At 54.2% G+C, this 12,953-nt stretch carries 12 protein-coding genes; all 12 read right to left on the reverse strand.

The genetic code is table 11. The features are described 5' to 3' along the window. The coding region (gene nuoL, locus QMM04_RS16505) for an NADH-quinone oxidoreductase subunit L (RefSeq protein ID WP_282996558.1) at nt 1-1,383 on the reverse strand (1,383 nt) is incomplete at its 3' end. Further along, nucleotides 1,380-1,682 (reverse strand): NADH-quinone oxidoreductase subunit NuoK, encoded by a 303-nt coding sequence (gene nuoK, locus QMM04_RS16510; RefSeq protein WP_034825057.1) that lies wholly within the window; start codon nt 1,680-1,682, stop codon nt 1,380-1,382. The genes nuoL and nuoK, both read right to left, overlap by 4 nt. After that, nucleotides 1,679-2,230 carry an NADH-quinone oxidoreductase subunit J gene (nuoJ, locus tag QMM04_RS16515; RefSeq protein ID WP_282996560.1) on the reverse strand — a complete coding sequence of 184 codons (552 nt, stop codon included), beginning with the start codon at nt 2,228-2,230 and terminating at the stop codon, nt 1,679-1,681. The genes nuoK and nuoJ overlap by 4 nt, the downstream gene beginning before the upstream one ends. Nucleotides 2,231-2,240: 10 nt before the next feature. Further along, a complete protein-coding gene (gene nuoI / locus QMM04_RS16520; RefSeq protein ID WP_034825061.1) occupies nt 2,241-2,783 on the reverse strand; it encodes an NADH-quinone oxidoreductase subunit NuoI in 543 nt (180 codons plus the stop codon). A gap of 11 nt (nt 2,784-2,794) precedes the next feature. Beyond that, complete coding sequence (gene nuoH, locus QMM04_RS16525; RefSeq protein ID WP_282996561.1) at nt 2,795-3,772, reverse strand: NADH-quinone oxidoreductase subunit NuoH; 978 nt, start codon at nt 3,770-3,772, stop codon at nt 2,795-2,797. After that, on the reverse strand, nt 3,769-6,492 hold the full coding sequence (gene nuoG / locus QMM04_RS16530) for an NADH-quinone oxidoreductase subunit NuoG (RefSeq protein ID WP_282996562.1): 2,724 nt from the start codon (nt 6,490-6,492) through the stop codon (nt 3,769-3,771). Before nuoG ends, nuoH begins: the two co-directional genes overlap by 4 nt. A gap of 104 nt (nt 6,493-6,596) precedes the next feature. Further along, complete coding sequence (gene nuoF, locus QMM04_RS16535; RefSeq protein ID WP_282995830.1) at nt 6,597-7,937, reverse strand: NADH-quinone oxidoreductase subunit NuoF; 1,341 nt, start codon at nt 7,935-7,937, stop codon at nt 6,597-6,599. Between the two features lie 2 nt (nt 7,938-7,939). Continuing rightward, nucleotides 7,940-8,455: an NADH-quinone oxidoreductase subunit NuoE gene (nuoE, locus tag QMM04_RS16540; RefSeq protein WP_038645741.1), complete on the reverse strand. Its 516-nt coding sequence runs from the start codon at nt 8,453-8,455 to the stop codon at nt 7,940-7,942. Between the two features lie 2 nt (nt 8,456-8,457). Then, a complete protein-coding gene (gene nuoC, locus QMM04_RS16545; protein ID WP_039336484.1) occupies nt 8,458-10,257 on the reverse strand; it encodes an NADH-quinone oxidoreductase subunit C/D in 1,800 nt (599 codons plus the stop codon). 116 nt (nt 10,258-10,373) lie between these two features. Then, on the reverse strand, nt 10,374-11,054 hold the full coding sequence (locus tag QMM04_RS16550; RefSeq protein WP_007889318.1) for an NADH-quinone oxidoreductase subunit B: 681 nt from the start codon (nt 11,052-11,054) through the stop codon (nt 10,374-10,376). 15 nt (nt 11,055-11,069) lie between these two features. Next, on the reverse strand, nt 11,070-11,513 hold the full coding sequence (locus QMM04_RS16555) for an NADH-quinone oxidoreductase subunit A (RefSeq protein ID WP_034825074.1): 444 nt from the start codon (nt 11,511-11,513) through the stop codon (nt 11,070-11,072). A gap of 659 nt (nt 11,514-12,172) precedes the next feature. Further along, nucleotides 12,173-12,953, reverse strand: a 781-nt coding sequence (locus tag QMM04_RS16560; protein WP_282996563.1) for a LysR family transcriptional regulator, incomplete at its 5' end; no start/stop codon positions are given.

The raw sequence follows: 12,953 nt of genomic DNA on the forward strand, positions 1-12,953 counted from the left end.
AAACAGCACAATTAGCGGGAGATGGTTATTAATGCATTTGCCAGCGTGCGCTTGAATTTTCTCTTCACCGTGGAACACGTTAAAGATCATGCGGAAGGTGTAGATCGAGGTCAGGAATGCACCGACCAGACCCGCCACCATCAGATTGATGTGGCCATTCGCCAGCGCACCAAACAGGATTTCATCCTTACTGTAGAAACCTGCGGTGATCAGCGGCAGTGCCGCCAGCGCTGCGCCACCCACCAGGAAACAGGTATACACCAATGGGATGCTCTTACGCAGGCCGCCCATTTTGAAGATATTCTGCTCGTGGTGGCAGGCCAGAATGACCGAACCCGAAGAAAGGAACAGCAGTGCTTTAAAGAATGCGTGCGTCATCAAGTGGAAAATCGCCGCGTCCCATGCCTGCACGCCAAGCGCGAGGAACATGTAGCCGATCTGACTCATGGTTGAGTAAGCCAGCACGCGTTTGATGTCGGTCTGTACCAGTGCCGCAAAACCCGCCAGTACCAGGGTAATCGCACCGACAATCCCGACCAGATGCAGCACTTCCGGCGTTAACAGGAACAAGCCGTGTGAACGGGCAATCAGGTAGACACCCGCGGTCACCATGGTGGCGGCGTGGATCAATGCAGAAACAGGTGTTGGACCCGCCATCGCATCGGCCAGCCAGGTTTGCAGCGGCAGCTGTGCAGATTTACCGACCGCACCACCCAGCAACATCAGCGTTGCCCATTGCAGCATGTGGTTGTCAGCGGCAAAGTGCGCCGGTGCCAGTTCCACCAGCTCGCGGAAGTTCAGCGTACCCAGTTCGTTGTAGAGAATGAACAGTGCGAAAGCGAGGAATACATCACCCACACGGGTAATGATGAACGCTTTCATCGCCGCTTTGCCGTTCTCTGGATTGCTGTAGTAGAAGCCAATCAGCAGGTATGAGCACAAGCCCACGCCTTCCCAACCGAGATACATCAGCATCAGGTTGTCAGCTAATACCAGCACCACCATGCTCGCGATGAACAAGTTGGTGTACGCGAAGAAGCGCGAATAGCCCTCTTCGCCACGCATGTACCAGGAAGCGAACATGTGGATGAAGAAACCGACGCCGGTGACCACGGAAAGCATGGTCAATGACAAGCCATCCAGCACCAGATTGACTTTGATATCAAAGGTGCCAACGTGCATCCATGTCCACAATGCTTGTGTGAACGGCTGCTGGCCGTGACTGAAGAAGTCGAAGCCGGCATAAATGGTGGTCAGTGCAGCAAGACCTACCGATCCCATTCCCACCGTAGCCGACAGGTTCTCCGACCAACGGCCACGGGAAAACGCTAATAGCAGAAAGCCAATCAGCGGAAATAATACGGTTAAATAGAGAAGATTCATCCGCGCATCTCGCTCACTGTGTCAATGTTCAACGTCTGACGACGACGATAGAGCTGCAGCAACAATGCCAGACCAATACTGGCTTCCGCCGCCGCAAGGCTGATGGCAAGAATGTACATGACCTGGCCGTCAGCTTGTCCCCAGTAACTGCCCGCGACAACCAGTGCCAGCGCAGCAGCGTTGATCATGATCTCCAGACCAATCAGCATAAACAGCAGGTTGCGACGCAGCACCAGTGAGGTCAGGCCAAGGACAAACAGCACAGCGGCCAACATCAGGCCGTGTTGTAACGGGATCATGCGTGATCCTCCTTATTCACATGTGCATCAGCATGGCGATTGCTTAACACTTCGCCCTGACGCTCTTCACGTCCGATATGGAAGGCCACCACCAGACCGGCCAGCAGCAACATTGACGCCAGCTCAACCGCCAGAACGTATGGGCCAAACAGGCTGATACCGACCGCTTTCGCATCAATGACGGTGCCATCAATACCCTGATCCTGCGCAGTGCTGATGGCGTAAATCATCACCGCCAGCAACAGCAGAGAGACAATGCCAGGTCCAATCCACAGCGAAGGCTTCAGCCATTCACGCTCCTGATCCTGCTGGCTTTTGCCCAGGTTCAGCATCATCACCACGAACACGAACAGCACCATAATGGCACCGGCGTAGACGATGATTTCCAGCGCACCGGCAAAGTAAGCTCCCATCGAGAAGAACACGCCCGCAATCGACAGCAGTGAAACAATCAGGTACAGCAGCGCATGTACTGGATTGGTGTGCGTGATGACGCGCAATGTCGTCAACACCGCCACCAGTCCGCAAAGATAAAACGCAAATTCCATACCTGGCTCCTTAAGGTAACAAGCTTTTGACGTCGATTGGCTTGGCTTCGTTTTCCGCTTCGCCTTTCTCTTTCCCGTCGATCGCCATACCCGCCATGCGATAGAAGTTGTACTCCGGATATTTACCCGGACCGGAAATCAGCAAGTCTTGCTTCTCATACACCAAGTCCTGACGCTTAAATTCACCCAGTTCAAAATCCGGGGTCAGCTGGATTGCAGTGGTTGGGCAAGCCTCTTCACACAGACCGCAGAAAATGCAGCGTGAGAAGTTGATGCGGAAAAATTCCGGATACCAACGACCATCGACGGTTTCTGCTTTTTGCAGTGAGATACAACCCACTGGGCAGGCTACCGCACACAGGTTACAGGCAACGCAGCGCTCTTCGCCGTCTGGATCGCGCGTCAACACAATACGGCCACGATAGCGCGGCGGCAGATATACCGGCTCTTCTGGGTACATCTGGGTTTCGCGCTTGGCGAAGGCATGCATGCCTATCATCCAGATACTGCGCACTGTCGTGCCGAAGCCAACGACAATATCTTTTAAAGTCATCTCAAAACCCCTTACTGCGCGCTGTACAGAATCACTGCGGCGGTCGCCAGCAGGTTCAATAACGTCAACGGCAGACACACTTTCCAGCCGAACGACAGCACCTGGTCATAACGTGGACGCGGCAGCGCAGCACGAATCAGGATAAACATCACCATAAAGAACGCCGTTTTCAGGGCGAACCAGATGAATGGCGGCAGGAATGGACCGTGCCAGCCACCGAAGAACAGCGTGACAATCAGCGCTGAAACGGTGGTGATGGCCACATATTCACCGACGAAGAACAGACCGAACTTCATACCGGCATATTCAATGTGGTAACCATCGGCCAGTTCCTGTTCCGCTTCTGGCTGGTCAAACGGGTGACGGTGACACACCGCAACACCCGCGATGCAGAAGGTCACGAAGCCAAAGAACTGCGGAATAATGTTCCACAAATGCGCCTGGCTTTCGACGATGGCGTTCATATTGAACGAACCGGCTTGCGCCACCACACCCATCAGCGACAGGCCAAGGAATACTTCGTAGCTCAGCGTTTGCGCCGACGCACGCATCGCACCCAGCAGCGAGTATTTGTTGTTACTCGACCAACCAGCGAACAGCACGGCGTACACGGCCAGACCTGCCATCATCAGGAAGAACAACAAACCGATGTTCAGGTCTGTCACCATCCAGGTCGGTGAAACCGGCACAATGGCAAACGCCAGCAGCAGTGATACAAAGGCAATCACCGGTGCCAGGGTAAAGATGAAGCGATCGGTAAACGGCGGAACCCAGTCCTCTTTAAAGAACATTTTGATCATGTCAGCCGCAAGCTGCAGTGAGCCGCCCCAGCCCACACGGTTAGGACCGTAACGGTTCTGCCATAAGCCGAGCAGACGACGCTCGGCGAAACTCATGAAGGCACCACAACCCACCACCACCAGCAGGATCACAATGGTTTTCAGGATCTGGATGAGGATGTCGATAACGTCCGGTGTCAGCCAGCTCATTGCGCGGCCTCCTGCAATTTGTCAATTTGCGCACCTGAGAGGAACGGCGGTACACCCGGCATTCCCAGCGGCAGCCCCACCTGCCCTGCTTGCAAGGAAGCAGAGAAACAGACCGGCAAGCGCAGGGTTTCACCGGCACACACCAGCTCAACCGCAGAACCGTTGTTCACACCCAGTTTTTCCGCATCAGCAGGGTTAATCACCAATGTGGCAGGTGACATACGCTTCTGGAAGGTCGGTGAACGCTGGGTCATCTCTTCACTACCAAACAATTGGTAGTAAGGCGCAACACGGTATTGACCGCCTTCGACAAAGCTTTCTGGTACGGCAGTGAACCAAGGTAATGAGCCTTCACCGGCTTCAAACAGACGCACACCCGGATCGCCATGACGCAACTTGCCACCCACTTCAGCCTGGAACTTGTTCCATGCCTGCGGGGAGTTCCAGCCTGGTGCCCAGGCAAATGGAATCTGCGAGCGCGGAGCGCTTGGCTGGTTGTTACCTTCCATGGAGAAGGCAAACATGGTGTCTTTATCCTGCGGCTGACGCGGTTCGTGCACGCTAATATTGGCACGCATGGCGGTACGGCCACTGTTACGATGCGGTGAACGCGCCAGTTTCTGACCACGGATACGGAAGCTGGCATCCGGTGCCGCATCTTTGATGCCTTTCAGCTGTGGCAGCGCCGCAACGGTGGCATCGATGACGTGATCCAGCAGCGTCCAGTCGATTTGACGGCTTTCTACCGTGCTGTGCAGGGAGTGCAGCCAGCGCCAGCTCTCCAGCATGACAATGCTGTTGTCGTAGTAAGCGGGATCGTAAACCTGGAAGAAGCGCTGAGCACGGCCTTCCTGGTTGATAGAGGTACCGTCACTCTCCGCGAAGCTGGCAGTTGACAGCACCAGGCCTGCTTTCTCCAGCGTCGCGGTACGTTGGTGATCCACCACAATGACGTGTGCAGTGTTGTGCAGTGCGGCATCCACAGTGGCTTTTGGCGCGTGGCGGTAGAGATCGTTCTCTAATACGATCAGCGCTTCCGCTTCGCCTTTATCCAGCTGTTCCAGTGCGCTATCCAGCGATTGACCGCCCATCAGGCCGAGACCAAAGCTGTTCGCTGCACCGGCCAGGAAGGTGATCCCCACATCGGCACCGCGACCTTTCAGTGCTTTCGCTACGTTGGCCGCCGCTTCAATCATTGCAATGCTACCGGAGTGAGTACCGGAAATGATCAGCGGCTTTTTCGCCCCCGCCAATGCCTGTACCACCACATCCAGCTTGCCGTTCAGCTTACTGTCGAAGCCATTTACCGCAGGCGCAGTTTCATCCAGTGCATTAGCGATAGCAAAACCAAGACGCGCTTGGTCTTCTACCGGTGCGCGATAGCTCCACGCCGCGATGTCATCCAGCCGGGTTTCATCAACGTTGGTGACAAACAGCGGATGTTTGGCGTGCTGGCCAATGTTAAGGATCGCCGCGATCTGCCAGTCCGCCACTTTCTGTGCGGCTGCCATTTCACGTGCTTTGCCTTTCACTGCCTGACGCACAGACAACGCCACGCGCGCACCCACTTGAGTCAGATCTTCACCCAACACCAGTACCGCATCGTAGCTTTCAATTTCGCGCAGAGAAGGCGTGTAGATTCCGCCCTCCTGCAGCACTTTCAGCATTAACTCGACGCGAGCCTGTTCACCTGCTGGCATACCGGTTGAGAAGTTCTCTGCACCGACCAGTTCACGCAGCGCAAAGTTGCTTTCAATGCTGGCGCGCGGTGAACCAATACCGATCACTTTTTTCGCCTGACGCAGTACATCAGCCGCCGCATTGACCGCTTGCTCAGCATTGAGGCTGACCCAATCGTTGCCGCGTTTCTGTACCGGATGGCGTGGACGATCCTTGCGGTTCACATAGCCGTAACCGAAACGTCCGCGATCGCACAGGAAGTAGTGGTTAACCGTACCGTTGTAACGGTTCTCGATACGACGCAGTTCGCCGTAACGTTCGCCAGGGCTGGTGTTACAACCCACGCTGCACTGCTGGCAGACGCTTGGCGCGAACTGCATATCCCATTTACGGTTATAGCGTTCGGAGTGGGTTTTGTCCGTGAACACGCCGGTTGGGCAGATTTCGACCAGGTTACCGGAGAATTCGCTCTCCAGCGTGCCATCTTCCGGGCGGCCGAAGTAGACGTTGTCGTGGGCACCGTAGACGCCCAGATCTTTGCCGTCTGCGTAATCTTTGTAGTAGCGCACACAGCGATAACAGGCGATACAGCGGTTCATTTCATGCGAGATGAACGGGCCAAGATCCTGATTCTGGTGAGTACGTTTGGTGAAGCGATAACGACGGAAGCTATGGCCGGTCATTACCGTCATATCTTGCAGGTGGCAGTTACCGCCCTCTTCGCACACCGGACAGTCGTGCGGGTGGTTGGTCATCAGCCACTCCACCACGCTTTCACGAAACTCTTTCGCTTCGCCATCGTCGATGGAAATAAAGGTGCCGTCCGACGCCGGTGTCATGCATGACATAACAAGGCGACCGCGGGTATCTTCGGCATTCTGGAATTGCTTCACCGCGCACTGGCGGCAGGCTCCCACGCTTCCCAGCGCCGGATGCCAGCAAAAATAAGGAATATCAAGGCCCAGAGAGAGACACGCCTGCAACAGGTTGTCCGCTCCGTTCACATCATATTCTTTACCGTCTACATGGATTGTAGCCATAGTGAACATGCTTCCGTAAGGCTCGCCCTAAGACGAGCGTTAAACATCTAATTCTGTCCCCCAAGCCGGGTCGGCTCAGGGTGAATTCCGTGTACGGCGGCTGATTACCAGCGCGCTTTCAGCAGGTTGGGCTGAATACCACCGATCGATCGGGTATTACCAAACACCTGCGGCGCAATGCCGGCTTCAAACTCTTCACGGAAATATTTAATCGCGCTCTGCAATGGCTCAACGGCACCTGGTGCGTGGGCACAGAAGGTTTTACCTGGACCGAGCTGGCGGCAAAGCTGCTGCAGGGTTTCGATATCACCCGGCTGGCCTTTTTTCTGCTCCAGCGCACGCAGGATCTTCACGCTCCACGGCAATCCATCACGGCATGGCGTACACCAGCCACAGGACTCGCGCGCAAAGAATTCTTCCAGATTACGCACCAGCGAAACCATGCCGATTTCGTGATCGACCGCCATCGCCAGTGCAGTACCTAAACGGCTACCCGCTTTACCGATGCTGGCGAATTCCATTGGCAGATCAAGATGCTGATCGGTCAGGAAGTCGGTACCCGCACCGCCTGGCTGCCAGGCTTTGAATTTCAGGCCATCGCGCATGCCACCGGCATAATCTTCCAGAATCTCACGCGCGGTGGTGCCAAATGGCAGTTCCCACACACCTGGGTTTTTCACGCGGCCAGAGAAGCCCATCATTTTGGTGCCGGTGTCTTCGCTGGTAGAGATATTTTTGTACCAGTCAACGCCGTTGAGGAAGATCGCAGGCACGTTGGACAAGGTTTCCACGTTGTTAACGCAGGTTGGCTTGCCCCATACGCCCGCACTCGCCGGGAATGGCGGCTTAGAGCGCGGATTCGCGCGGCGGCCTTCCAGCGAGTTGATCAGTGCCGTTTCTTCACCGCAGATATAACGCCCTGCGCCGGTGTGCACGATCAGCTCAAAATCGAATCCGGTGCCGAGAATGTTTTTACCGAGGTAGCCGGCTTCGGTGGCTTCGGCAATCGCGCGACGCAGATGAACAGCTGCTTCGATGTACTCGCCACGCAGGAAGATGTAGCCACGGTAAGCTTTCAAGGCGAACGCACTGATCAGCATGCCTTCCACCAGTTGGTGCGGCATCTGCTCCATCAGCAAGCGGTCTTTATAGGTGCCCGGCTCCATTTCATCGGCGTTACACAGCAGGTAACGGATGTTCATGGATTCGTCTTTCGGCATCAGGCTCCATTTCAGGCCGGTGTTGAAGCCTGCACCACCACGGCCTTTCAGACCGGAGTCTTTCACCGCCGCCACGATTTCATCCTGGCTGAATTCTTTCAAGGCTTTTTCCGCACCGACATAGCCGTTTTTACTGCGATATTCATCTATCCACACTGGCTGCTTGTCGTCGCGCAGACGCCAGGTCAGTGGATGTGTTTCCGCAGTACGAATGATCTGTTTAATGGTCATTGATACTGCTCCAGCAGGTTGGCGATGCCTTCCGGCGTCAGATGAACGTGGGTGTCTTCATCCACCATCATGGTTGGGCCTTTATCACAGTTGCCCAGGCAGCAGGTTGGCAGCAGCGTGAAGCGGCCATCGGCTGTGGTCTGGCCAGGCTTGATGTTCAGGTTCTGCTCAAGTGCAGCCTGAATGCCCTGGAAACCGGTGATGTGACATACCACGCTGTCGCAGTAACGGATCACGTGACGGCCAACCGGCGTACGGTAGATTTGGCTATAGAAGGTGGCAACACCTTCCACGTCACTGGCTGGGATGCCCAGCACATCAGCAATAGCATTAATGGCACCATCAGGCACCCAACCACGCTGCTTCTGCACGATCTTTAACGCTTCAATCGAGGCGGCGCGCGCATCTTCGTAATGGTGTTTTTCGTGCTCGATAGCGTGGTGCTCGGTCTCGCTCAGCACAAAGACCTCATCAGGGTCGATAGTGTGAATGGCAATTTTTTGATCGTGCATAATTAGCGGTCCACGTCTGACATAACAAAATCGATACTACCGAGGTATACGATCAAGTCGGATACCAGGCTGCCGCGGATCACCGATGGGATCTGCTGCAGGTGCGGGAAGCTTGGCGTACGCACGCGGGTGCGGTAGCTCATGGTGCTGCCATCGCTGGTCAGGTAGTAGCTGTTGATCCCTTTGGTCGCCTCGATCATCTGGAAGGATTCGTTGGCCGGCATGACGGGGCCCCACGACACCTGCAGGAAGTGAGTGATCAGGGTTTCGATGTGTTGCAGCGTGCGCTCTTTTGGCGGCGGCGTGGTCAGCGGGTGATCTGCTTTGAACGGGCCTTCCGGCATGTTTTTCAGACACTGTTCCAAAATACGCAGTGACTGCCACATCTCTTCCATTTTCAGCTGAACGCGGGTGTAGGCATCACTGATGCCAGCGCCAACCGGGATCTCGAAATCGAAGTTTTCATAGCCTGAGTATGGACGCCATTTACGCACGTCGAAGTCCAGACCGGTGGCACGCAGGCCAGCGCCGGTGGTGCCCCACGCCAGTGCTTCATCCATGTTGTAGGCGGCCACACCTTGTGAACGGCCCATCAATACGGTATTGCGCAGTGCCGCTTTGTCATACTCTTTCAGACGCTTTGGCATCCAGTCGAGGAATTCACGCAGCAGACGCTCCCAACCTTTCGGCAGGTCATGTGCCACGCCGCCAATGCGGAACCAGGCGGGATGCATACGGAAACCGGTAATCGCTTCGACCACGTCATAAATTTTCTGACGGTCGGTAAAGGCGAAGAACACTGGCGTCATTGCGCCGACGTCCTGAATAAAGGTGGAGATGTACAGCAAGTGGCTGTTGATGCGGAACAGCTCAGACAGCATCACGCGGATCACGTTAACGCGATCCGGCACGGTGATACCGGCCAGTTTTTCTACCGCCAGCACGTAAGGCATTTCGTTCACGCAGCCGCCGAGATACTCGATGCGGTCGGTGTACGGAATGTAACTGTGCCAGGACTGACGCTCGCCCATCTTCTCAGCACCACGGTGGTGGTAACCGACATCCGGTACGCAGTCGACGATCTCTTCGCCATCCAACTGCAGGATGATACGGAATGCACCGTGCGCAGAGGGGTGGTTAGGACCCAGGTTGAGGAACATAAAGTCCTCATTGGTGGTACTGCGCTTCATGCCCCAGTCTTCAGGCTTGAAGGTCAGCGCCTCCATCTCCAGATCTTCTTTCTGTTTGGTCAGTTCGAACGGGTCGAACTCAGTGGCACGCGCCGGGTAATCTTTACGCAGCGGATGGCCTTCCCAGGTCTGCGGCATCATGATGCGCGTCAGGTGCGGGTGACCATTAAAGGTGATACCAAACATCTCCCAGGTTTCGCGCTCATACCAGTTGGCATTGGCGAAGATTTTGGTGATGGTGGGCACATTCAGATCGTTTTCAGACAGCGCCACCTTGAGCATGATGTCGCGGTTGCGTTCAATCGAAAGCAGGTGATAGAAAACGGAAAAATCCGCGGCGGGTAAACCGGCGCGGTGGGTACGTAAACGCTCATCGAAACCGTGCAAGTCATACAGCATGACGTACGGCTTTGGCAGCTTACGCAGGAATTCGACAATTTCCAGTAACTGTTCACGTTTCACCCAGACGACCGGAATCCCGGTGCGGGTGGCCTGAACGGTAAAGGCATCCGGCCCAAAACGGTTACGCAGCTCGCCGACCACTGGATCGTCCAGGTGATCGCGGGTTTGCCATGACGGCTGTGCGAGATCTTGCGTGGTTAAATCTGTCATACGTTACTCACCATTCCGGCCTGTTATCAGGCACTCAAAAGAAGGCGTCAGGATGGCGGCACACATTAAATTGTGATGTTCTGCTGCGGCCGCTGTGCCATCCGTGTACGGGAAGCTTAGACTTCGTCTGGCGTTCTCAGGTTAGTCACGGCAATGCGCTCGCCGCGTTTTCTTTCACGCTCTGGCTGCATATTGGCGCGATAAACACCCTGATCACCCACCACCCACGACAGTGGACGGCGCTCTTTACCAATGGACTCACGCAGCAGCAGCAGCGCTTGCATGTAGGCTTCTGGACGCGGCGGACAGCCAGGGATGTACACGTCGACAGGCAGGAATTTATCCACGCCCTGTACCACGGAATAGATGTCGTACATACCGCCCGAGTTCGCACAGGCGCCCATTGAGATCACCCACTTTGGTTCCAGCATCTGGTCATACAAACGCTGAATAACCGGCGCCATTTTGGTAAATGGCGTACCGGCGATCACCATAAAGTCAGCCTGACGTGGAGAGGCACGCATAACTTCCGCACCAAAACGCGCCACGTCATGCACCGCAGTGAATGACGTGGTCATTTCCACGTAGCAACAGGAAAGACCGAAGTTGTACGGCCAGAGAGAGTTTTTACGACCCCAGTTCACCATGTCATGCAGGGCATGCTCGAGCTTGCCCATATAGACGCTGCGATGAACGTGCTGCTCCAGGGGATCGGTCACGATCTCCTGTTTCTGCAAAGGATAACGATCGTTATCACCGCCGCCGTTCGGGTCTACGCGTGTCAGCGTGTAGTCCATGTTATAGCCTCGCTTTTACTGCTTATGAGGGTTGGTGTGGTTGTGACTAACCGGGATTGATTTGACCACGACGCGACGACGCGCAGGGGCCCAATCCAGCGCACCAATGCGCACCAGATAAACCAAGCCAGCCAAGAGCACCAAAATGAAAATTGCGGCTTCGACAAAGCCCACCCAGCCGCTTTCGCGGATTGAGGTCGACCATGCGTATAAATAGAGGGCTTCGACGTCGAAAATTACGAAGAACATCGCAACCAGATAGAATTTAGCGGAGAGGCGTATATGGGTATCACCAACGGATTCGATACCCGATTCAAACGGGGTGTCTTTGTGACGCGCTCGTGCACGGCCACCTAACAGCCAACCACCGGTCAACATAAAGGCACACAGGCCAAACGCGATAACAATAAAAACAATAAATGCCCAGTGATGAGCGATCACTTCTGTAGTTGTCGACATACTCTTTGCTTACTCATCAAAAGTGGCGTTGGCATCCTGCACTGTTGCAGCAAACACACCACATCGATTCAAGGGAAGGATAAAAACCTTATAAACCATGCTGTCATTATCAAATAAGCAGCACTTTTATGGGGTTTTTTACTCCTTTCTATAACCTTTTGTCAACTTTGACAAAAGCATTCAAACATTAATTAACACCAGCATCATATTATTTACTAATGAACACCTTCATTCCAGCTAAATCGCTTGAGTTTGTGAGGTTAATTTCAGTGTAGCGGGTATTCACATGCATGGATCGTGCATTTAACAATCATATTTTGACAGGTCTTGCGGGGATTTCCCCCCCCTTAGAGGGGGTATTTTTTTGATCTAAGACACAGAATGGTGTTTTTTGCCGGAAAAAACGCCGATCGGTACAGGCAGATGCCCTGGAAAAGATGGCACGGAATGATAAAAACGTTCTACCTTGATTAAAAATGGAACGCATTTCATTTTTCTGGAAAGCGAGGAAATTATGTGGGGTCAATCGCGTCGAAAAATGCAAATTAATACGCATAAAAAAAGCCTTAGCTGACAATCATCAGTCTAAGGCTTTTTTTTCTAAGTTTTAACAATTGAACGGCATTCCATTTGCGAGGAATGGCCCGTTATTGTCATCCTTACTCTTCGTCATCCAGCAACAGAGAACCGTCTGGATTTGCACTCAGATTGTAAGGATCATTGGTCGACTGCATCGCATTGAAGATGGCCAGTGCCAGTTCGTTATCGCTGTCTGGATTGCGGCATAACAGATACTGCGTGTCCGGCAGAACCGGCAGACCTTCCGCCGCACCCATAACACGCAATTCTGGGCTCATCATCTCAACAGGACGCGCCGTGACACCTAAACCGGCTTTAACGGCAGCACGCACCGCAGCCAGCGTTGAGGCAACATAAGAGATGCGCCAAGGGATACCCGCTTCGTTGAGATGGTCAATCGCCATGTCACGATAAGGGCTTGGCTCATCCAGCAGAACCAAAGGAATGGCTTCGCCGCGCTGGAAGATGTAATCCGCCGCGCAGTACCACAGAGTCGGTGATGTACGCAGGACTTGATAGGTGAAATTACCGGGACTGGACGTGGTGACCACCAGATCAACTTCACCCTGGTTCAGCATTTCCATCATGAACGGGTTGCGCTTAACACGCACATCAATGGCCAGCTTTGGATACACCGACGTTACGCGGTTAAGCAGGAACGGCAGAATGGTATCGGAAGTATCATCAGAGGCACCGATAGTCAGTACGCCCTGGATATTGCTGTACATCAAAGAGGTGCAGGCTTCGTCGTTAAAACGAAGGATCTTTCTGGCATAGCCCAGCAACTGGATGCCATGCTCCGTCAGCAGTTTATTACGTCCATGTCTGGCAAACAGCTCTTTACCTACCAATTGTTCCAGA

Source organism: Pantoea sp. Pa-EAmG (assembly GCF_030024295.1).
Lineage (GTDB): Bacteria > Pseudomonadota > Gammaproteobacteria > Enterobacterales > Enterobacteriaceae > Pantoea > Pantoea dispersa.